At 68.1% G+C, this 20,809-nt stretch carries 20 protein-coding genes, 2 tRNA genes and 1 other RNA gene; 13 read left to right on the forward strand and 10 right to left on the reverse strand.

The window, feature by feature from the left end:
• Window positions 1-347: 347 nt before the first annotated feature.
• The 4 genes from BM417_RS46950 to BM417_RS47885 all read right to left on the reverse strand — a co-directional run bounded on the left by BM417_RS46950 (window position 348) and on the right by BM417_RS47885 (window position 3,284).
• Entirely contained in the window at window positions 348-890 is a 543-nt protein-coding gene (locus BM417_RS46950) for a hypothetical protein (protein ID WP_143138771.1), read from the reverse strand.
• An 85-nt stretch (window positions 891-975) separates the two neighbouring features.
• On the reverse strand, window positions 976-2,286 hold the full coding sequence (locus tag BM417_RS23290; RefSeq protein ID WP_093598202.1) for an ABC1 kinase family protein: 1,311 nt from the start codon (window positions 2,284-2,286) through the stop codon (window positions 976-978).
• The gene (locus BM417_RS23295) at window positions 2,283-3,083 is read right to left on the reverse strand and encodes a TOMM precursor leader peptide-binding protein (RefSeq protein WP_093598204.1); all 801 of its coding nucleotides are present in this window, start codon (window positions 3,081-3,083) and stop codon (window positions 2,283-2,285) included. Before BM417_RS23295 ends, BM417_RS23290 begins: the two co-directional genes overlap by 4 nt.
• 45 nt (window positions 3,084-3,128) lie before the next feature.
• Window positions 3,129-3,284 carry a DUF5679 domain-containing protein gene (locus tag BM417_RS47885; RefSeq protein ID WP_169746029.1) on the reverse strand — a complete coding sequence of 52 codons (156 nt, stop codon included), beginning with the start codon at window positions 3,282-3,284 and terminating at the stop codon, window positions 3,129-3,131.
• 195 nt (window positions 3,285-3,479) lie between these two features.
• On the opposite strand from BM417_RS47885, the gene BM417_RS23300 reads away from it, so the two are divergent.
• A complete protein-coding gene (locus BM417_RS23300; protein WP_093598207.1) occupies window positions 3,480-4,007 on the forward strand; it encodes a M48 metallopeptidase family protein in 528 nt (175 codons plus the stop codon).
• 105 nt (window positions 4,008-4,112) lie between these two features.
• Here BM417_RS23300 and BM417_RS23305 read toward each other — a convergent pair whose 3' ends face one another.
• On the reverse strand, window positions 4,113-5,414 hold the full coding sequence (locus BM417_RS23305) for a zinc-dependent metalloprotease (protein ID WP_093598210.1): 1,302 nt from the start codon (window positions 5,412-5,414) through the stop codon (window positions 4,113-4,115).
• Between the two features lie 44 nt (window positions 5,415-5,458).
• Between BM417_RS23305 and BM417_RS23310 the strand changes: the two genes are divergently transcribed.
• Complete coding sequence (locus BM417_RS23310) at window positions 5,459-6,538, forward strand: YlbL family protein (RefSeq protein WP_245822120.1); 1,080 nt, start codon at window positions 5,459-5,461, stop codon at window positions 6,536-6,538.
• A gap of 102 nt (window positions 6,539-6,640) precedes the next feature.
• Here BM417_RS23310 and BM417_RS23315 read toward each other — a convergent pair whose 3' ends face one another.
• Entirely contained in the window at window positions 6,641-7,180 is a 540-nt protein-coding gene (locus BM417_RS23315) for a PPA1309 family protein (RefSeq protein WP_093598216.1), read from the reverse strand.
• A gap of 94 nt (window positions 7,181-7,274) precedes the next feature.
• On the opposite strand from BM417_RS23315, the gene BM417_RS23320 reads away from it, so the two are divergent.
• The 3 genes from BM417_RS23320 to BM417_RS23330 all read left to right on the forward strand — a co-directional run bounded on the left by BM417_RS23320 (window position 7,275) and on the right by BM417_RS23330 (window position 10,725).
• Window positions 7,275-10,280, forward strand: coding sequence for a UPF0182 family protein (locus BM417_RS23320; protein WP_093598219.1), 3,006 nt, complete (start codon window positions 7,275-7,277; stop codon window positions 10,278-10,280).
• A gap of 53 nt (window positions 10,281-10,333) precedes the next feature.
• Window positions 10,334-10,407: transfer RNA gene (locus BM417_RS23325), tRNA-Met, on the forward strand.
• Between the two features lie 244 nt (window positions 10,408-10,651).
• A tRNA-Met gene (locus tag BM417_RS23330) sits at window positions 10,652-10,725 on the forward strand.
• Window positions 10,726-10,799: 74 nt separating this feature from the next.
• Here the strand turns inward: BM417_RS23330 and BM417_RS23335 are convergent.
• The gene (locus BM417_RS23335) at window positions 10,800-11,009 is read right to left on the reverse strand and encodes a hypothetical protein (protein WP_089922009.1); all 210 of its coding nucleotides are present in this window, start codon (window positions 11,007-11,009) and stop codon (window positions 10,800-10,802) included.
• A 386-nt stretch (window positions 11,010-11,395) separates the two neighbouring features.
• On the opposite strand from BM417_RS23335, the gene BM417_RS23340 reads away from it, so the two are divergent.
• From BM417_RS23340 to BM417_RS23365, 6 genes are all read left to right on the forward strand, one after another.
• Complete coding sequence (locus BM417_RS23340) at window positions 11,396-11,896, forward strand: PadR family transcriptional regulator (protein WP_093598222.1); 501 nt, start codon at window positions 11,396-11,398, stop codon at window positions 11,894-11,896.
• Between the two features lie 60 nt (window positions 11,897-11,956).
• Window positions 11,957-13,060, forward strand: coding sequence for a peptide chain release factor 2 (prfB, locus tag BM417_RS23345; protein ID WP_093598224.1), 1,104 nt, complete (start codon window positions 11,957-11,959; stop codon window positions 13,058-13,060).
• Window positions 13,061-13,319: 259 nt separating this feature from the next.
• Window positions 13,320-14,009 carry a cell division ATP-binding protein FtsE gene (gene ftsE, locus BM417_RS23350; protein ID WP_086666930.1) on the forward strand — a complete coding sequence of 230 codons (690 nt, stop codon included), beginning with the start codon at window positions 13,320-13,322 and terminating at the stop codon, window positions 14,007-14,009.
• A 40-nt stretch (window positions 14,010-14,049) separates the two neighbouring features.
• On the forward strand, window positions 14,050-14,952 hold the full coding sequence (gene ftsX / locus BM417_RS23355) for a permease-like cell division protein FtsX (RefSeq protein WP_093598227.1): 903 nt from the start codon (window positions 14,050-14,052) through the stop codon (window positions 14,950-14,952).
• 30 nt (window positions 14,953-14,982) lie between these two features.
• A complete protein-coding gene (gene smpB / locus BM417_RS23360) occupies window positions 14,983-15,459 on the forward strand; it encodes an SsrA-binding protein SmpB (protein WP_093598230.1) in 477 nt (158 codons plus the stop codon).
• Complete coding sequence (locus BM417_RS23365; protein WP_093598233.1) at window positions 15,459-16,286, forward strand: amidohydrolase family protein; 828 nt, start codon at window positions 15,459-15,461, stop codon at window positions 16,284-16,286. Before smpB ends, BM417_RS23365 begins: the two co-directional genes overlap by 1 nt.
• Here the strand turns inward: BM417_RS23365 and BM417_RS23370 are convergent.
• Together BM417_RS23370 and BM417_RS23375 are read right to left on the reverse strand one after the other, a co-directional pair.
• A complete protein-coding gene (locus BM417_RS23370) occupies window positions 16,271-16,912 on the reverse strand; it encodes a response regulator transcription factor (protein WP_177320557.1) in 642 nt (213 codons plus the stop codon). The genes BM417_RS23365 and BM417_RS23370 overlap by 16 nt on opposite strands.
• Window positions 16,900-18,138 (reverse strand): sensor histidine kinase, encoded by a 1,239-nt coding sequence (locus tag BM417_RS23375; protein WP_407656170.1) that lies wholly within the window; start codon window positions 18,136-18,138, stop codon window positions 16,900-16,902. The genes BM417_RS23370 and BM417_RS23375 overlap by 13 nt, the downstream gene beginning before the upstream one ends.
• 122 nt (window positions 18,139-18,260) lie before the next feature.
• On the opposite strand from BM417_RS23375, the gene ssrA reads away from it, so the two are divergent.
• Window positions 18,261-18,638, forward strand: a transfer-messenger RNA (tmRNA) gene (ssrA, locus tag BM417_RS23380).
• Window positions 18,639-18,865: 227 nt separating this feature from the next.
• Here ssrA and BM417_RS23385 read toward each other — a convergent pair.
• Window positions 18,866-19,789 carry a saccharopine dehydrogenase NADP-binding domain-containing protein gene (locus BM417_RS23385; protein WP_093599235.1) on the reverse strand — a complete coding sequence of 308 codons (924 nt, stop codon included), beginning with the start codon at window positions 19,787-19,789 and terminating at the stop codon, window positions 18,866-18,868.
• Window positions 19,790-19,842: 53 nt separating this feature from the next.
• On the opposite strand from BM417_RS23385, the gene BM417_RS23390 reads away from it, so the two are divergent.
• A complete protein-coding gene (locus BM417_RS23390; protein WP_093598236.1) occupies window positions 19,843-20,787 on the forward strand; it encodes a GlxA family transcriptional regulator in 945 nt (314 codons plus the stop codon).
• Window positions 20,788-20,809: the final 22 nt, after the last annotated feature.

Consider the following 20,809-nt stretch of genomic DNA (forward strand, 5'->3'; position numbering starts at 1 on the left):
TGGCTGGAGGCCCGTGGGAGCAGGCGGCGCCGAGCATGTCGTCTGACCTGCGGTGTCAGGGGTGTGGTGATGGTCGGCGGTCCGACCGGGCGGGGCTGGGGAGGTGGATCGCGAGGCGGGTGAGGTGGCTGGAGGCCCGTGGGTGCAGGCGGCGCTGGGCGCGCCTCGGAACCAGCGGTCGGGCAAGCGCGAGTTCCGGTGCAACTCGCGCGGGAGCCCACTGGCGCACGTCGCCCGGTGGACGCGTGCAGCGTGAAGGAAGCCCCCGCAGATCGGTGGTGCTGCCCGCGCGGCACCGAACGCGACTCCGCTCACCTGAGGCGACACGCGTCGCAAGCGTCGGGTCGTCAGGTCGGGTAGAGGTGGCCTAAGGCCTGCCTGACCAGCGCCGTTCCCCTCCGGCTGCTCACCCGCAGCTCCTCCAGCAACTCCGCCGGCGAGCACAGCCGCGCCCCCACCACGGCGTCGAGGATCTCCACGACGGCGCGTGGGTTCAGCTCCCGCCGGGCCAGGTCCAGGGCAGCCCGGGCAGGGGCGGCGAGCCTCAGCCCGTGGCGCTCCACCACGTCCGGCGGGCGGCTGGTGCGTTCGAGCAGAATCCACGGATGTGCTCTTCGCGCATTACTTCCCGCGAGCACGTGAATGTGCCGTGGAAGAGAAAGCACGGCGCCTTGGCGAACCAACGCGTCGGCTCCCGTGATCACCGAGGAAGGCCCGGCAAAGGAAAGAACAGCGCGAAGCCGATCGAGCCGGGTCGGTGGGGACGGCTTGGTCAGAACGACGCCGGGCAGCAGCTGCTGCCACGACCCGGCGGGGGTGCAGTGCCGCAGGATCTCTCGTGCGGAGATGCCGGATTTGCGCAGCTCAGCGGTGGTCGCGATGTGTGTCATGTGTTCATCGTGGTGCAGTGGAACGCGGGCGAACCGGGGCTGAAGTCAACCTGTGGACAACTTCGCCTGGGTTCACCCGGACGAGTTAGTCGTCGAATCCCGGCTGCCAGCGCGCGACGATTTCGCGTGCGGTCACATGGGCGTCCAGCTGGCAGAGAATGCCCGTCGCTCCCATTGTCACGCGGTGAATCAGCAGGTATTGCGGCGGCAGGTTCAGCGAGCGGCCCGTCTGCGAGTCCGGGCTGCGCAGGTCGCCCACGCGTTCGGCCTGCGACTGGAGCCAGCGGCGGGTGAAGTGGAACGACTCGGTGCGCAGCGGCTCCACGAACGGCGCCAGGTAGCCGAGCACGTCCTCGCCGTGCAGTTCCATGCCCTCGCGGATGAAGTTCTCGGTGCGCAGCAGCTCGACCAGGTCGGCGGAGCGGCCGTCCAGTGCCAGCCTGGTCATCAGGCCCAGCGTCTTCGGCAGGCCGTCGGGCAGGCGGGCGACGGCGCCGAAGTCGAGCACGCGCAGCCGGCCGTCGTCGCCCAGCATGAAGTTGCCGGGGTGCGGGTCGGCGTGCAGCAGGCCCGAGCGCGACGGAGCGGAGAAGTGGAACTCGGCGAGGAGCTGGCCTGCCTGGTCGCGGTCCTCGGCGGTGCCCTCGCGGATGATGTGGGACAGGCCCACACCCGATGTCCACTCGGTCACCATGACCTTGGGCGACGAGGCGATGACGCGGGGGACCAGCACGTGCGGGTCGTTCTCGAAGGCCTTCGCGAACGTGCGCTGGTTCGCGGCCTCGTCGCGGTAGTCGAGCTCCTCCAGGTACCTGTCGCGCAGCTCCTCCAGCAGCGGGCGCACGTCGGTGCCGGGCATGATCGCCTGCAACAACCGGCTGAACCGCAGCAGTTGCTTCAGGTCGGCGCGCAGGGCCTCGTCCGCGCCGGGGTACTGGACCTTCACCGCCACGTCGCGGCCGTCGTGCCACACGGCGCGGTGCACCTGGCCGATGGACGCCGACGCGGCCGGGTTGTCGTCGAACTCCTGGAAGCGCTTCGTCCAGGACGCGCCGAGTTGTTCGGCGAGCACGCGGTGGGTGGTGCGGGCGGGCATCGGCGGGGCCGCGGTCTGGAGCTTCGTCAGCGCCTCGCGGTACGGGGCCGCCAGCTCGTCCGGAACCGCCGCCTCGAACACGCTCAGGGCCTGGCCGAACTTCATCGCTCCGCCCTTGAGCTGGCCCAGCACCGCGAAGACCTGTTCCGCCGTCTTGGCCGTCACCTCGGCGTTGACCTCGTCGGCCGCGCGTCCGGTCAGTCGCTTCCCCCAGCCGCCGACAACCCGGCCGGCCACCCCGAGCGGGAGGCTCGCCAGCTTGGCGGTGCGCTGCACGGCCTTGCGCGGAATCTCGGTCACTCGGCCATGTTATGTGCGGAGCACTGACAGTCAGGGTGCGGATACCAGCTTCGCCTCTCAGCGACGCCCGCCGCGAGGTCGAGTTCGAGAGTGGCGTTCAGCACGGGCGGCGGGGCCAGGTCGCGACCGCGGACGTAGATCAACGACTCCAGGATCTGCGCCACGGCCAGCGCCGCCGTTCCCGACGCGAACAGCACGTCGGTGGAGGCCGGTCGGTTCGCGAGCTGCGCGGCGATGACGGGCCACGCCGGATCCTGGTCGGCGCGGTGCAGGTCCGCGCAGTTCAAGCACGAAGAACGGCCAGGCAGCACCAACGGTCCGACGATGCCCACGCCCTCACGAACGCGCACGGCCAGATGCGGCGTCCGGAACGCCATCAGGGTGCTCACCAGGTTCGGATCGGGGACCTGCGTCGCCGCCAGCACCGTCAGATCGGCGTTGTGCGCGAGCTGAACGCTGGACACGGCCAGAAGCGAAGTGATGGAGAGGGCGAGGTGCCCGGACCCGTGGACCGCGGCCGTCCCGCCCCTCGACAGCGAGCCGTCGTCGAGCAGACCGGCTTCTTCGAGTGAGACGAGAACTTCACTCAGCTGGGTGGGGTCCTCGCCCCGGGATTTCAGTCTTTCACCCAGTTCAGCGACGGTGTGGCGGCCGTCGAGGGTGATCAGTTCGTCGACCACCGCCTCGGGCAGCGAGTCGATCACGACGGCGTGCTTCGGGTCGGTGCCGACCTGGACGACGCCGGGGCCTCTGCGCACCACGGCCAGTCCTGCACGCACACGGGGTCTTGTGTCCACGACGGCAAGACTGGCAGGGGGCGGGGCCCCCTGCCAGCGCAAACGTCAGACCTTGGCCTTGCCGAGGATCCGCGTCATCTTCGTACCGCAGACAGGGCAGGTGCCCTTCGCCATGCGCCGCCCATTGGTCTCCTCGACGTTGCCGTCGAAGTCGCGCTTCTCGCGACACTTGACGCAGTAGCCGTTGTAGGTGTCGGCCACAGCCCCTCCCTTGCAGTTGTGAGTGCGGACACACTCGGGGACCTTGGCGCGACGGTACCTCCGCAGGCGTGCGAAACCGCGCATGTCGATCCCGCGCGTGTCCAGCCGCCGTTCGGTGGAACTTCACCCGCCGGGTGCGCGCCTGCCGCCGGTTGGGGGCCGAAAATTGTCGGTGGCGACGTTTACGGTGACTGCATGGCCGAACCGCGGGTGGAAGTGCGGCGGAGCCCCCGGCGCCGCCGCATGGTCAGCGCGTACCGGGAGGGCGACACCGTCGTCGTCCTTCTGCCGGCACGGATGACCAAGGGGGAAGAGAAGCACTGGGTGGCGGAGATGTTGAGCCGCCTCCAGCGCAGTGAGACGCGCAGGAAGTCCCCTGCGCGCACATCGGACGAGGCGCTCATGGCGCGTTGCGCCGAACTGTCGGCGCGTTATCTCGACTCGCTGGCCGAACCGGTGAGCGTGCGCTGGGTGCCGCCCATGCGCACGCGCTGGGCGTCCTGCACGCCGACGGAGGGCACGATCCGCGTGTCCGAACGGCTGCGCGACGTGCCGCCGTGGGTGCTCGACTACGTGCTGGTGCACGAACTCGCGCACCTGCTGGTGCCAGGGCACGGCAAGGACTTCTGGGAGTGGGTCCACCGCTACCAGAAGACCGAGCGGGCCATGGGCTACCTGGAGGGACTCTCGGCCGCCGCAGGCCTGGGGATCTCAGAAGACTGAAGATCGACCACGAGAAACGCTCGGCGAGGGTGTGCGCGCCGAGCCCCGAACGCAACGCGCCCGGTGAGGAAAGTTCCTCACCGGGCGCGTCGTTCAGAAGAGGGGTCAGGCCTCGTCGGGCTTGTCGCCCTTCTCGCCGTCCTCGCGCATGGTGCGCTCCAGCTCGGCGATCGGGTCCTCGAGAGCCTTGCGGGTGTTGGTCAGGCGCTCGGCGAACTCCAGCGGGTCGTCGAGGTCCTCGGCGGTCGGGACGAGCTCGGCGTGCTCCCACACGCTGTCGCGCACCTCGACGCCGTGCTGGTCGCCGATGAGCTTCCACAGCGCCGAGGCGGCCCGCAGCTTGCGCGGGCGCAGTTCCAGGCCCACGAGCGTGGCGAACGTCTGCTCGGCCGGGCCACCGGAGGCTCGGCGACGGCGCAGCGTCTCGCGCAGGGCGGGAGCACCGGGAAGGCGATCGGAGACGGCGGCGTCGACCACGACGTCCACCCAGCCCTCGACGAGCGCGAGGAGCGTCTCGAGGCGGTTGAGCGCCGCCTTCTGCTCCGGGGTGGTCTGCGGCTCGAGCAGGCCCGAGCTCATGGCCTCCTCGATGGAGGCGGGGTTCGACGGGTCGATCTGGCCCGCGAGCTGCTCCAGTGCCGAGGTGTCGACCTTGATGCCCTTGGCGAACTCCTCGACGGTGTCGAGCAGGCGCTGCCGCAGCCACGGCACGTGCGTGAAGAGACGCTGGTGCGCGGCCTCGCGGGCGGCGAGGAACACCATCACCTCGGACGCGGGGCGCTCCAGGCCCTCGGTGAACTTCTCGATGTTCGCCGGCAGCAGAGCCGAGGTGCCCTCGGGCCCGAGCGGCAGGCCGACGTCGGTCGAGGTGAGCACCTCGGAGCCGAGCTGCGCCAGCGCGTTGCCGAGCTGGGAACCGAACGCCATGCCGCCCATCTGCCCGAGCATCGCGAGCAGCGGGCCGGCCGCCTGCTTCGCCTCGGCGGGCATCGCCTCGACCCACGCGCCGGACATGCGCTGCGCGACCGGGTCGCACAGGCGCTGCCAGGTGGGGATGGTGCGCTCGATCCAGTCGCGCGCCGTCCACGCCTGCGTCGTGCGGGTGCCCGCGGGCAGTGACGTGACCGGGTCCAGCCACATCTCGGCCAGGTGCACGGCGTCGGTGACCGCGCTCGACTGGTCGGAGGCGAACCCGATCGTGGTCGTCGTCGAGGACAGCTGCTGGAACGCGATCTGCTTGGCGAGGTCGTAGTTGACCGGCCCGCTCGACGACCCCGCGTTGCTCAGCATGGAGCCCAGCTGACTGAGCATGTTGCCCAGCTGGCTGAAGTCGAACGGGTTGTCTCCCGGCTTCCCGCTCTTGTCGTCGGGGTCGTGCGGGCTGAACCCGAACGGCACGTCACTCATGCCTCTACCGTACGCGGATAGACATGGTCGTACGCTGTTCAGCCGTGAGTGAAACCGTCACGACCGCACCCCCACCCGCGCTCCCGCCGAGGGAACGCGGACTGACCCGCCGGACGTGGACGCTGATCGTCAGCTTCCTAGTGGTGGCGGCGCTCGGACTGCTCGGCGGTTTCGCCAGAGTCCCGTACGTCGCGCTGGGCCCCGGCCCGACCTACGACGTGCTCGGCAAGGTCAAGGACACCGACGTCGTCTCGGTCGACGGCCAGGACACGTTCCCCACCAAGGGAACCCTGCGCATGACGACGGTCTCGCTCACCGACGACGTCTCGCTGTTCGGGGCACTGGGCCTGTGGTTGTCGGGCCGCTACGCCCTGGCGCCGCGCGAGGAGTTCTTCAAGCCCGGCGAGTCGGAGGAGGAGGTGCAGAAGAACAACGAGCTCGCGTTCAGCGAGTCGCAGACCTCCGCCGAGGTCGCCGCGCTGCACTACCTCAAGTATCCCGGCATGGTGATCGCGAACCAGGTCACCAAGGGCAGCCCCGCGGAGAACGTCATCCCGCTCGGCGCCCGCATCATCTCGGTCAACGGCAAGCAGGTGCAGAGCGCCGCCGACGTGAGCAGCGCCCTGGAGAACACCAAGCCCGGCGACCGCATCGAGGTGGCGTTCGAGAAGGACGGCACCTCCCAGTCGACCCAGCTCACCCTCGGCACCCGAGACGACGGCCGCCCCGCGGGCTTCATCGGCATCTCGCCGGTGGACCGCGCCGACGTGCCGTTCAAAATCAAGATCAGCCTGTCGGACGTCGGCGGCCCCTCGGCCGGCCTGATCTTCGCGCTGGCGATCGTCGACAAGCTGACGCCGGGCGAGCTCAACGGCGGCAAGGCCATCGCGGGCACCGGTGAGATCGCGGCCGACGGCACGGTGAAGCCCATCGGCGGCATCGCCTTCAAGATGGTCGCCGCGAAGGAAGCGGGCGCGACGGCCTTCCTCGTCCCCGCCGCCAACTGCACGGACGCGAAGCAGCAGGCGCCGAGCGACCTCAGGCTGATCAAGGTCGAGAACCTCTCGGACGCCGTGTCGTCGCTGGAGGCGCTCAACGCCGGCAAGGACACGCCGAACTGCTGACAGCGGCCCACGAGCTGTCCGCTCGCCGCGAACACCAGGCAACGAGATCACAACCCCGGCGCGAGTACGTGCCGGGGTTGTGCCAGCCTGGGGGCGTGACGACTAGGGCCGCAGCGTGGCGAGCAGGGCGTCGGTGAGGTTGGGCGCCAGCTCGGGGTGCTCGACGACCTCCTCGGGCACCTCGACCGTGCCGCGCAGCCGCAGCAGGCAGGAGACCGAGCCGTCGCGCAGCACCACCGCCACCAGGCGGGCCTCGCGCCGCGCCGGGTGTGCGGCCGCGAACTGGCGGGCCGCCTCGTCGTCCAGGTCGCCGTGGCTCAGTTCCGTCTCCGCCTCCGGGGGCAGCACGACGATCTCCTGGGCCAGGGCGCAGCCGGTGACGGCCGGGGGCCATTCGATGCCCGCGAGCGCGTCGGCCAGGTCGCCGTCCAGGGCGTCCTGGGCGATCGGGGTCAGCGGGCTCGACTCCGGGTCGAGCTGGCTGCGCAGCTCCGGCTGCTGGTCGATCAGGTCTGAGGTGGCCACGAGGGCGAAGAGTTGCGGAGGCTGCTCCCAGCCGCCTGCCGCTACGAACTCCTCAACCTCGCGGGCGACCGTCGGGAGGATGACCGCTGGCGTTTCACTCGCTGACACGCGTGTCATCGTAAGACTGCGGGCTTCACGGGAACCCAGGGCGTCGTCCGTAGAGTTGGACTAAACGTACGTAACGAAATACCGCGATCCAGGAGCGTGCCTCGTGGCCACACGGCCTCCGGTCGGACTGCCGAAACTGTCCCGACGCAGCCGAATATTGCTCATCGTGGGTGTTGTGCTCCTGTTCGGTCTCATCACGGGATCGCGGCTGCTCGACACCTACGTGAACTGGCTGTGGTTCGGCGAGGTGAAATTCCGCGACGTCTACAGCACAGTGCTGTTCACCCGCCTGTCGCTGTTCGTGGCCGTCGGGGCTGTGGTCGGCGGCATCGTCGCGCTCAACCTCTACCTCGCCTACCGCGCTCGGCCGGTGTTCGTGCCGGTGTCCGGGCCGGACGACCCGGTGGCGCGCTACCGCACCGTCGTGATGCGGCGGATGCGCCTGTTCGCGATCGGCATCCCCGTGTTCGTCGGGTTGATCGCGGGCGCGTCGGCGCAGGCCGACTGGCAGCAGATCCAGCTGTTCCTGAACTCCCAGCCGTTCGGCGTGACCGACCCCCAGTTCGGGCACGACATCGGCTTCTACGCGTTCCAGCTGCCGTTCTACGAGTGGCTGCTGTCGTGGCTGTTCATCACGGTCGCGGTGTCGTTCATCGGCGCGGTGATCGCGCACTACCTGTTCGGCGGCATCCGGCTGGCCGGTCGCGGCGGTCAGCTCTCCGGCCCGGCGCGGCTGCACCTGGCGCTCGTCGCCGGCACGTTCGTGCTGCTGAAGGCGGTCGCGTACTTCTTCGACCGGTACACGCTGCTGCTGCACGAGAACGAGAAGTTCGTCGGCGCGAGCTACACCGACCTCAACGCGGTGCTGCCGGCCAAGCTGATCCTGCTGTGCATCGCGGTGTTCTGCGCCGTCGCGTTCTTCGCGGGCGCGTTCATGCGCAACGTGCAGCTGCCCGCCATCGCGACCGTCCTGCTGGTGCTGTCGAGCGTGCTCGTCGGCGCGGCGTGGCCCGCGGTGCTGGAGCAGTTCTCGGTCAAGCCGAACGCCATCCAGAAGGAAGCCGAGTCGATCACCCGCAACATCGCGGCGACACGGCAGTCGTTCGGGCTCACCGACGACAAGGTCGAGACGAAGCCCTACGAAGGCAAGCAGAACGTCAGCAACGACCAGGTCAAGACCAACGACGCGGCGACGCTCGGCAACATCCGCCTGCTCGACCCGGCGGTGCTGTCGCGCACGTTCACGCAGTTCCAGCAGCTGCGGCCGTTCTACGGCTTCCCGAACAAGCTCGACGTCGACCGGTACACAGTGGACGGAAAGCTGCGCGACTACATCGTCGCGGTGCGCGAGCTGAAGCTCGACAGCCTGCCGCAGGGCCAGCGCGACTGGATCAACCAGCACCTCATCTACACGCACGGCAACGGCTTCGTCTACGCCGAGGCGAACAAGGTGAACGCGATCGCCGACGAGTCCAACGGCGGCTACCCGGACTTCAAGACCGGTGAGGTCAAGTCCAACGGCGACGTCGGCAACGACCCGAAGGGCATCAAGGTCGACCAGCCGCGCACCTACTACGGCGAGCTGTTCGGCGCGAACGACTACTCGATCGTCGGCGGCCGTCCGGCCGGTTCGGCGGCGGAGTACGACACGGACGCCAAGTCCTACACCTACACCGGCACCGGTGGCGTCCCGATCGGCGGCCTGTTCGACAAGCTCGCCTTCGCGGCCTACTACGGCGAGCGCAACATCCTCTTCAACCAGTCGATCGCGGACGACTCGAAGATCCTGTTCAAGCGCACGCCGCGCGACCGCGTGCAGGCCGTCGCCCCGTGGCTCACGGTGGACAGCGACCCGTACCCGGCCGTCGTCAACGGCCGCATCACGTGGATCGTCGACGGATACACCACGCTGGAGAACTACCCGTACGCGCAGCGCACCCAGCTCGGTGACGCGACGAACGACTCGCTCACCGCGGACGGCGTCGTCATCTCGCAGGTCAACAAGCCCGTCAACTACATCCGCAACTCGGTCAAGGCCACTGTGGACGCCTACGACGGCTCGGTGAACCTGTACCAGATCGACGACAAGGACCCGGTCCTCAAGGCGTGGATGGGCGTCTTCCCGAACACGGTGAAGCCGGGCAGCGAGATCTCCAACGAGCTGCGCCAGCACTTCCGCTACCCAGAGGACCTGTTCAAGGTGCAGCGGCAGATCCTGTCGAAGTACCACGTCTCGTCGCCGTCGGACTTCTACTCCGGTGTCGCCTACTGGGCACCGCCGCAGGACCCGACGATCGACAACGTGACGACGGCCGACGCCCAGCGCGACGCGGCGAGCAAGCGCAGGGACGCCCAGCCGCCGTTCTACGTCCTCGCCGGTGACCCGAGCGACCCGAGCAAGGTCCGCTTCCAGCTGACCAGCCCGCTCGTGCGCGAGAACCGCGAGTTCATGGCGGCCCACGTCTCGGTCGGATCCGACCCGGACAACTACGGCAAGATCAGCGTCCTTCAGCTCAGTCAGGACGCCAAGGGCCCGCAACAGATCCAGACGCAGTTCCTCACGTCGGACAACGTCAGCCGCGAGCTCAACCTGCTGACCCAGCAGAAGACGACCGTCGTCTACGGCAACCTGCTCACACTTCCCGTGGGCGGAGCGCTGCTCTACGTCGAACCCGTCTACATCGAGCGAGCGTCCAACAACACGTCGTATCCGCAGCTGTCCAAGGTGCTCGTCTGGTACGGCGACCGGGTCGGCTACGCGTCCACGTTGAACGAGGCGCTGGACCAGGTGCTCAGCGGTGCCGGCGCGGTCGTGCCGCCGCCGAGCGACAACAGCAACGGCAACGGCCAGACCTCTACGCCGCCGTCGACCACGCCGCCGACGAACGGGGCGTTGAGCCCTGATCTGCAGAAGGCGATCAACGACATCGACGCGGCGCTGGCCGACATCAAGAGGGCCCAGCAGAACAGCAACTTCACCGAGCTCGGCCAGGCGTACGCGAAGCTGGACGACGCGACGAAGAGGTTCAAGCAGTACAACACCGGTGCCGCGGCGCCGCCGGCGACAGGCCAGTCGTCGGTTGTGCCGAGCCCCACACCGTCCGGCTGACCTACCGATTTGCTTTTCCCGCTCCACCCCGCGTAAGGTTCTATTCATACCGACGCGGGGTGGAGCAGCTCGGTAGCTCGCTGGGCTCATAACCCAGAGGTCGCAGGTTCAAATCCTGTCCCCGCTACAAAGCCGGGAGAGCCCTGTTCGCGGAGATCGCGAACAGGGCTTTTTCGCATTTACATTGGGGGCGGAGCCCCCAAACCCCACCCTGGGGGCAAGCCCCCAGACCCCCGTAGGTCGCCCAGATGACGCGGTATCCCTGGCTAGCCCGGTTGACCTGCGGAAACTGGACTTAGAGGGGGGTGGTAAAAACGGGTTTCCAGAGGGTGTATAGTTCTACTTACAACAGCAAGACAAGCAAGAAGCGGCGCGGGGTGGAGCAGCTCGGTAGCTCGCTGGGCTCATAACCCAGAGGTCGCAGGTTCAAATCCTGTCCCCGCTACTTAGACAGAAGGCCGGAGCCAATTGGCTCCGGCCTTCTGCGTTTCCCGGCCGAGGTGACTCGGCCGGGTCCTTTCAGGTCATGTTCTCCGCCCAGTACTGGGCGCACAGCATGCTGGAGCAGATGCGGCCCTCACCGTTGACGGTGCGGTGCTTGCGGATCTGTTTGCCGCACACCATGCACTCGTCCTTGCCGGCCTGCTCCGGGATACCACCCGTCACCCACGCCCTCGTGTGCGCCGCCACCTTCTTGTGGTCCAGCCACTTCAAGTTCAGGTTCTTCATGGTCCCCGACCTCCGTCGTCTCGCACCGCTGCCTGGCAATGATCATTTTCCCGGAACCGCAGGCGCAGGAAAGGGGTCCGCGTGGACATCACCAGGTCGTGCGACGCAGACCCCCGACCGTCCATTCGGGTGGCTCCGGCCGGTGAGACTCGTACCGCCGATCGAGTGAGAGCGGGGGACTTTCGTTTCTGCGAAAGGACTTTTCCATCCGGGATGGACACGGACGGTCAAGCGGCCAAACGCGTGAGGCTCGAAAACTGCCGCTTACTCAGCGAGACTTTTCGTTGCTCCGCATGGCCCATCAGACTAGCCCGGTGATCAGCCACTGTGGACAGAACGGCTGACCATTGTGGACAGCTTCCCCCAGACGTGGGAACGTTGTCGTTGTGTCAGACCTGAATGCGACCGCAGCCGCCCTGCTCGGGCTGCTGCACGACGGACCCAAGACCGGTGGCCAGTTGGTGGCGGAGGCAGGAGACCGCTTCGGCGCGTTCTTCAGCGTGACCCGCTCCCAGGTGTACCGCGAGCTGCCCGCGCTGGCTGACCAAGGCCTGCTGCGCCTCGGCAAGCAGGGACCGCGGTCCAGTCAGCAGTACGTGCTGACGGCCGCGGGCAAGAAGGCCTTCAAGAACTGGCTGCTGTCCGAGCCCGGCCCGGACCACCTGCGCAGCCCGCTCATCCTTCGCCTGGTGCACGCCGGCTCGCTGACCGCGAAGCAGCGTGAATCCCTGATCACGACCGCGCGTTCGACGTACGGTCAGGAACAGGAGAGCGCGAAGAGCGCGGCCAAGACGGCGGAGGACCCCTACTCCAAGGCGGTGGCCGAGTTCGGTCTCGCTCACGCGAAGGCCGTTCTCAAGCTGCTCGACGCCATCCCCACGGCTTAAAGGGGACGCCAGCGAAGCACCGGTCGCGAACGACGACCGGTGCTGGCGTAATCTTTTGCCGTGAACCCGGACGTCGAAGCAGACATCAAGGACCTCTCCGCCACTCTTTCGAGCATCGAGGCGGTGCTGGATCTCGATGCGTTGCGCGCCGCGGTCGCGGACCTGGAGGACCAGGCTGCTCGCCCGGATCTCTGGGACGACCAGGAGAAGGCGCAGAAGGTCACCAGCCAGCTCTCCCACAAGCAGGGTGAGCTGCGCCGAGTCACCGGCCTGCGCGAACGCCTGGACGACTTGCCGTTGCTCTACGAACTCGCCGAAGAGGCCGAGGACGCGGACGCGGCCGCCGACGCGGACAACGACCGCGCCAAGCTGCGTGACGAGATCGCCAGCCTCGAGGTGCGCACGCTGCTGTCCGGCGAGTACGACGAGCGCAACGCGCTGATCACCATCCGCGCCGAGGCCGGTGGCGTCGACGCCGCGGACTTCGCCGAGATGCTGCTGCGCATGTACTCGCGCTGGGCCGAGCGCCACAACTACGGCGTCGACGTGTTCGACACCTCCTACGCGGAAGAGGCGGGCATCAAGTCCGCGACGTTCCGCGTCACCGCTCCCTACGCCTACGGCACGCTGAGCGTCGAGCAGGGCACGCACCGTCTCGTGCGCATTTCGCCGTTCGACAACCAGGGCCGCCGCCAGACGTCGTTCGCCGGCGTCGAGGTCGTGCCCGTCGTCGAGCAGACCGACCACGTCGAGATCGACGAGAAGGACCTGCGCGTCGACGTCTACCGCTCGTCCGGCCCCGGTGGCCAGGGTGTCAACACGACGGACTCGGCGGTGCGCCTCACGCACATCCCGACCGGCATCGTCGTGTCCTGCCAGAACGAGCGCTCGCAGCTGCAGAACAAGGCCACGGCCATGAACGTCCTGCAGGCCAAGCTCCTCGAGCGCCGCCGGCAGGAGGAGCAGGCCAAGATGGACGCGCTGAAGGACTCCGGCTCCAGCTGGGGCAACCAGATGCGCTCCTACGTGCTGCACCCGTACCAGATGGTCAAGGACCTGCGGAACAACCACGAGGTCGGCAACCCGTCCGCCGTGCTCGACGGTGAGATCGACGACTTCCTCGAGGCCGGCATCCGGTGGCGCAAGCAGTCCCAGCAGGGCTAGGGCTGCACTCGCGGGCAAGGTGTGCTCGCGGAGAGCGCTCGCCCAGCTCGTTCCGCGTGTCTTCGGGGGCACCCCGAAGCCCGGGCTGTTGATCTGAGTCGAAGAGCACGTTCTGCCCCGAACGAGGGCGGGACGTGCTCTTTTCGTGGACGGGTCGTGCCTGGTCGGACACGCCGCGTCGAGGTTCGAGCCGCCCTTCCGGGGCCGGAAGTTAACCGGAACGGGGGCTTTACCCCGGCCATGAGTAGACTCGCGCCTCGTGATTCGTCTCGAACACGTTTCCAAGGTCTACAAGACCTCCACGCGTCCTGCGCTCGACGACGTGTCCGTCGAGATGGAGAAGGGCGAGTTCGTCTTCCTGATCGGGCCTTCGGGGTCCGGCAAGTCGACGTTCCTGCGTCTGCTGCTGCGCGAAGAGGTGCCGACCAGGGGACGCGTCTACGTCTCCAACTTCGACGTCGCCAAGATGTCGCGGCGCAGGGTCCCCCGTCTGCGTCAGTCCATCGGCTGCGTGTTCCAGGACTTCCGTCTTCTGCCCACGAAGACGGTCGCCGAGAACGTCGCGTTCGCGCTCGAGGTCATCGGCAAGCCCCGCAACACCATCGTCAAGGTGGTGCCGGAGGTGCTTCAGCTGGTGGGTCTCGACGGCAAGGAGGACAGGTTCCCGACCGAGCTGTCCGGTGGTGAGCAGCAGCGCGTCGCGATCGCCCGTGCGTTCGTGAACCGCCCGCTGGTGCTGATCGCCGACGAGCCGACCGGAAACCTGGACCCCGACACGAGCCAGGACATCATGTTGCTGCTGGAGCGGATCAACCGCACCGGCACGACCGTCATCATGGCGACCCACGACCACGGCATCGTCGACTCGATGCGCCGCCGAGTGGTGGAGCTCGCGTACGGCAAGGTCGTCCGTGATGACGCGCGCGGCGTTTACGGCGTTGGCCGTTAAGCGTCCCTAAGCCCCCGAACCCCAAGGAACCCCGCCCCCGATGCGTACCAGCTTCGTGTTCAGCGAGGTCATCACCGGACTTCGCCGGAACGTCACGATGACGATCGCGATGATCCTCACGACCGCCATCTCGCTCGGGCTGCTCGGCGGTGGTCTGCTCGTCGTCCGCATGGTCGACAAGATGCAGGCCAACTACGCGGGCAAGCTCGAGGTCTCCGTGCTGCTGACGAACGACATCAGCGCCAACGACAAGGACTGCACCCAGCAGCCGTGCGCGGGTCTGCGTTCCGCCCTGGACCAGACCTCGGGCGTCGAGTCCGTCGTCTACGAGAACCGCGACGCGGGCTTCGAGCGTTTCAAGCGCATCTTCGAGGCCCAGCCGGAGCTGCTCAAGCTCGCGCGGCCGGAAGCCATTCCGGCGACGTTCCGCGTGAAGCTCGAGGACCCGGAGCGCACCGACGTCATCAAGCAGGCCTTCGAGGGCAAGCCCGGTGTGAAGGGCGTCGACGACCAGGGCAAGTTCCTGGAGCGGTTCTTCGAGGGCCTCAACGGCATGCGCGACGTCGCCCTGATCCTCGCGCTCATCCAGGCGTTCGCCGCGCTGCTGCTGATCTCGAACACCATCCAGGTGTCGGCGTTCACCCGCCGTGTCGAGGTCGGCATCATGCGACTGGTGGGCGCGACCCGGTGGTACACGCAGTTGCCGTTCCTCATCGAGGCGGTCGTCGCGGGCATCATCGGCTCGGTCACCGCGGTCGGCGGCCTGGTGCTGTTCAAGGCGTTCTTCCTCGATCGGATCACCAGGAACCTCACCGAGTCGGGCATCATCCCGCCGATCGGCTATCTGGACATCCTGATCGTGTCGCCCTGGCTGTTCCTCGTCGCGATCGTCATCTCGGCGAGCACCGGCTACGTGACACTCCGTCTCTACGTGCGCCTTTAAGAGTTTTGCGAACCACTTAGACTGGTCGTCATGGTCAAGGAACGCGGGCAGAAGGTCATCGCGTCGAACCGCAAGGCTCGGCACGACTGGTCCATTCTGGACACCTACGAGGCGGGCATTCAGCTCGTCGGCACCGAGGTGAAGAGCCTGCGCATGGGACGGGCGTCCCTGGTGGACGCCTTCGCCCAGGTCGACGACGGCGAGATCTGGCTGCACGCGCTGCACATCCCGGAGTACGTCGCGGGCACCTGGACGAACCACGAGGTCCGGCGCAAGCGCAAGCTGCTGTTGCACAAGAGCGAGATCGAGCGGCTGATCGGCAAGACCAAGGAGTCCGGTCTGTCGCTCGTGCCGCTGCAGATGTACTTCAAGGACGGCTACGTCAAGGTCGAGATCGCGCTGGCGAAGGGCAAGAAGTCCTACGACAAGCGCCAGGACCTGGCGAAGCGCGACGCGAACCGCGAGATCGCGAAGGCGCACGGACGGGCCCTGAAGGGTCGCTACTGATGGCACTGGTGGACGTCCACGTCCACTTCATGCCGCAGAACGTCCTGGACAAGGTCTGGTCCTACTTCGACCGCGTGCGCGAGTCCGGTGTCGACTGGACCATCTGGTACCGCACGGACGAGAACGCCCGGCTCACCGCACTGCGGGAGCTGGGCGTCGTCGCGTTCGCACCCCTGCTCTACCCGCACAGGCCGGGCATGGCGCAGTGGCTGAACGAGTGGGTGGCCGACTTCGCGGCGCGAGTGCCCGAGGCGGTGCCGACCGGGACGTTCTACGCGGAACCGGGCGCCGAGGCGTACGTCCGCAAGGCCCTGGAGGCCGGTGCGCGGTGCTTCAAGTCGCACGTCCAGGTCGGCGGCTACGACCCGCGTGACGCGCTGCTGGACGGCGTCTGGGGCCAGCTCGCGGAGGCCGGTGTGCCGGTCGTGGTGCACTGCGGCGACGGGCCGATGCCGGGCGAGTTCACCGGGCTCGGCGTCTTCGAGGGAGTGCTGAAGAGGCATCCGCGGCTGACGGCGGTCATCGCGCACGCCGGGATGCCCGACTACTCAGGCGCGTTGGACCTGGTCGAGCGCTATCCGAACGTGCACGTCGACACCACGATGGTGGGCGTTCCGTTCACCGAGCAGATGGTGCCGCTGCCGGCCGACTGGCGTTCCCGGATCGCCGGGCTGGTGGACCGGGTGGTGCTGGGCACCGACTTCCCGAACATCCCGTACCCCTACGAGGTGCAGATCGACGCCATCAGGTCGTGGGGCCTGGACGCCGCCGCCGAGCAGGCGATCCTGCACGACAACGGCGCCCGTCTGCTTCAGCTGTCGAGGTAGGCGAGCACCGCGCGCACGCGGCGGTGCTCGGAGTTCGACGGCTCCAGGCCGAGCTTCGCGAAGATGTTGCCGACGTGCTTCTCGACAGCGCCGTCGGACACCACGAGCGTGTTGGCGATGGCCGTGTTGGACAGTCCCTGCGCCATCAGCCCGAGCACCTCGCGTTCGCGGGGCGTCAACGAGTCGACGGGGCTCTTCTTGCTGCGCACCATGAGCTGCGTGATCACCTCGTGGTCGATGCTCGTGCCACCGTCGGCGACCCTCCGCACCGCGTCGACGAACTCCTTCACGTCCGCCACCCGTTCCTTGAGCAGGTATCCGACGCCGCTCGCGCCGCCCGCGAGGAGCTCCACGGCGTAGCGCTCCTCGACGTACTGCGACAGCACCAGCACCGGCAGCCCCGGATAGCGGCGGCGGCACTCGATGGCGGCCCGCAGGCCCTCGTCGGTGAACGTCGGCGGCATCCGCACGTCCACCACGCACAGGTCCGGCTTGTGCTCGGTCACGGCGTCCAGGAGCCCGTCACCGTTCTCCACCGCCGCAACGGTCTCGATGCCCTCGTCGGCGAGCAACCGCTGCACGCCCTCTCTCAGCAGCACCGAGTCCTCGGCGATCACCACGCGCACGGCAACTCCGCTCGAATAACGGTCGGCCCACCAACGGGGCTGACGACGACAACCACACCGTCGATCGTGGCAGCCCGGTCCGCGAGCCCGGCGAGTCCGCCGCCCGGCTTCAGCTCCGCGCCACCCTGACCGTTGTCGGTGACCTCGACCAGCACCCCCGTGTCCACCCGGTTGACCCGCACGGTCGCCCTGGTGCCGTTGGAGTGCTTGGTGATGTTCGTGAGCGCCTCGCCGACGGTGAAGTACGCGGCGCTCTCCACCGATGTCGGCGGCCGCGGCTCCACGTCGACCTGCAACTCGACCTCGATCGGCACGCGGGCGGCGAGCGCGGACAACGCGGCGTCGAGCCCCCGGTCGCCCAGGACCGACGGGTAGATGCCCCGCGCCAGGTCCCGCAGTTCCTTGATGGCGAGCTTCGCGTCCGCATGCGCCTCCGCGATGAGCTCCGCGGCACCCTCCGGGTCGGTGTCCATTTTGGACTTCGCCCGGCCCAGCCCCATCGCCACGGCCACGAGCCGCTGCTGCGCGCCGTCGTGCAGATCGCGTTCGATGCGCCGGCGCTCCGCCTCGGCCGCCTCGACCCCTCGGGCCCGGCTCGACGACAGCCGCTCCGCCTCGATGGCCAGCGCGTCCGCCCGCGTCGGACCGAGCATGCCCCGCGCGAACTTGCCGTGCACCGTGCCGAGCCAGCGGGTGCCGAGCGCCGCGAACGGGATCAGCGCCAGGCCGATCAACGAGACGGGCAGCGCCGACACGAACGAGTCGATCGTCCAGAACTCGCCGACGATCACCGCGAACGGAGCCTCGCCGATCCAGAACGGCACAGCGAGGAACGCCGCCACCGCCACCCACATCGCGAGGACCGACGCGAACTCCATGATCCCGACGGGCAGGAGCAACAGCAGGTAACCGAAGTCGCGCCAGGTCGCCGGATCGGTGAACTGGGACTTGAACCGCTGCCACAACGTGCCCGTCGGTGGCTCGCGGTACGGCCTGGGGATGTCCGTGCGCAACGCCGCCCTGACCCACGCCCGCTCCAGCGTCGCGCCACCCCGCACGACCTGAAGCGCGGTCCACAGGATCGGCAGACCGACCCACAGGACCGACGTCGCCAGCCCCACGACCGTCAGCACGACGGAGAGGGTGAACCAGAAGATGCCGGTCACCAGGTTGGTCAGCAGGTAGAACCCGGCTGCGAGCGCGTTCGGTTTCCTCATGACGTCCATGGTGTCGTTCCCGCTGGTCAGAGACCATCTGGCTAGCTATCCGGTCGGAGGTGGGGACAGCCCTACCTGCCTCGGGAAGAACTCGTTGGCCCCAGTCGTTATGCTAGGTGCAACCACTACCAGGGGGTGAACGGTTTCGACTGTGGACGTTGATTCAGGGGAAGCGTGCCGGTGCAGGCGAGAGACCACCGTTAAGCGTCATCGCAAACCAATAAGCGCCACGTCTAACGACAAGCGCACCGCGTACGCTCTCGCTGCCTGACAGCGGAGCTAGCGGTTGTCGGCCTAGGAGTGCCTTCGGCCTAGTTCCCGGCATCAGCTAGAGGGCTTACCTGCAGTCTCGGTCGCGGAGACTGTTCGGGAAACTCACAGCGACTGGGCCCGTCACACCTGCTCGTTCGCGTGACAGGTGGGGTCAAGTAGAGACACAGCGGACTGCGCACGGAGAAGCCCTGATGAACCGGCACAGGACCCGGGTTCGATTCCCGGCACCTCCACTCGATGGGTGAGTGCTGTTCGTGGACAGCACTCACCTTTTCTCGTTCCGGGTGTCCTCTGGGGGCCGAGCCCCCAGACCCCCACGCCGGGGGCAAGCCCCCGGACTCCCACGCCGGGGCAAGCCCCGGACTCCCACGCCGGGGCGAGCCCCGAACCCCGCCTGCCTCGTTGCTTCGCAACCTTGGCGGCCATCCGGTGTAGCCGGCGTGGCGAGTGGTGGTGTGGGTCATCAAGAGCGGTGCCTGGTCTGAATGACGTCCGTTAGGGAGCGCAGGAAGTCTGGGGCGTCGAACATCGCGCCTGCTGAGGCGACGCCGGTTACGTTGAAGCGGCCCGTCAGCAGGCGTTCGACGGCTTCTACGGCCAGAGGGGCGCTCACGGCGTAGATGTCCTTGCCGGACGCGACCAGTCGTCGTTCCTCGCTGACCCGGCGGACGCGGACGTCCACCTCGAACGTCTCGGGCTCCTGGCGTTCGGCCGCGGTTTGGAGGCCCTTTGCCGCGGTGGTCGACATGTAGTTGGTGACCGACGGGATTTGCAGGTGGCTTGGCACCGTGACGACGTCGGCCATCGAGAACTCGCCGATCACCTGGCGGGTGCCGGCGGGGAACTCCCAGTCGAGGGTCGGCGGGGTGTCGCCGTGGTACTGGAGTTCGCCGTCGTGGAACCGGACGCGCTGGCCTGAGCGCCGGTCGCGGGAGACCTGGCCCGCGGTGATCGTGCCCGCGCTGGGCTGCCAGCCGCTGAGGCCGTACGCGATGTGCGCCTCGTCGGCGGCGCCCCACTCGGCCATCGCGGCGGTGACCAGCAGGTCGCCGAGGCCGCCGAAGAAGGCCATCGCGGGCACCACCGGGATCGAGGCGCCGCGGGCGAACGTGTCGGCGTTCGCCTCGATCTCGGCCGCCACGTCGACGTACGGGATGCCCGCGCGTTCGGCGGCGGCGATCAGGGGGAGGGCGGTCACCGCGAAAGGTCCCGCTGTGTTGATCACCGCGTCGGCGGTTGCCAGTGCTTGGTCCAGCGCCGTGGGGTTGTCGGCGGTGGCCTGGGCGCGGCCGAACGGGAGTGGGGTGTGGCCGCGCTTTTCCAGTTCTGCCACGACGAAGCTTCCCGTGAGGCCGGACGCGCCGTAGACCGCGATCTTGTGTCCCATGTGGACCATTCAAGTGTCGGGGGCGCGTCGGGGCTAGTGTCTGGAACGACACGATGCGTACAGTTTCGGACATGCTGGCGTTTGCTGTCACGGACGGGATGCTGCACTTCGAGCTGACCGCCACCTACGAGATCTTCACCGCCCCGCAGCTCGACTACGAGGTCATGTTCTGCGGCAACGCATCTGTGCGAGTGGGGCGGTTCACGCTGGAGCCGGACCTGCCGCTGGATCGGCTTGATCGGGCGGAGACGGTGGTCGTGCCCGCGATCGAGGACGTGGACGAGCCGCTCGACTTGGAGCTGGTCCAAGCAGTCAGGGCGGCGTACGACAAAGGGGCGCGGATCGTGTCGTTGTGCACCGGCGCGTTCGTGCTGGCGGAGGCCGGGTTGCTCGACGGGCTTCGGGCGACGACGCACTGGGGGCACACCGACGAGCTGGCCCGGCGGTATCCGCGGGTCGAGGTCGATCCGGACGTGCTGTACGTCGACAACGGGCAGGTGCTGACGAGTGCGGGCAAGGCGGCGGCGATCGACCTGAGCCTGCACGTGATCCGCAACGACTACGGCGCCGCCACGGCCAACACGGCGGCGCGCAGGCTGGTCGTGCCGCCGCATCGGGACGGTGGGCAGGCGCAGTTCGTGCTCGCGCCGGTGCCGTCGGGGGAAGGGCATCCGCTCACCGAGCTGTTCGACTGGGTTTCGGCGCGGTTCGACCAGATGATCACCGTCGAGGACATGGCTCGGCAGGCCAGCATGAGTTCGCGGCACCTCGCGCGGTTGTTCAGGGCGGTGACGGGCACCACGCCGTTGCAGTGGCTGCACACCCAGCGGATCCGGCGCGCGCAGGAGTTGCTGGAGATGACGGACGACAGCGTCGACCAGATCGCGGAGGCGTCCGGGATGGGCACGGCCACGACGTTGCGCCGGCACTTCCACCGGACCGTCGGCGTGCCACCGGACACATATCGCCGCACGTTCCGGCCGGTTGGTGGCAAATAGCTCGCGCTCGGAGCGTTATGTT

Source organism: Lentzea waywayandensis (assembly GCF_900115955.1).
Taxonomy (GTDB): Bacteria; Actinomycetota; Actinomycetes; order Mycobacteriales; family Pseudonocardiaceae; genus Lentzea; species Lentzea waywayandensis.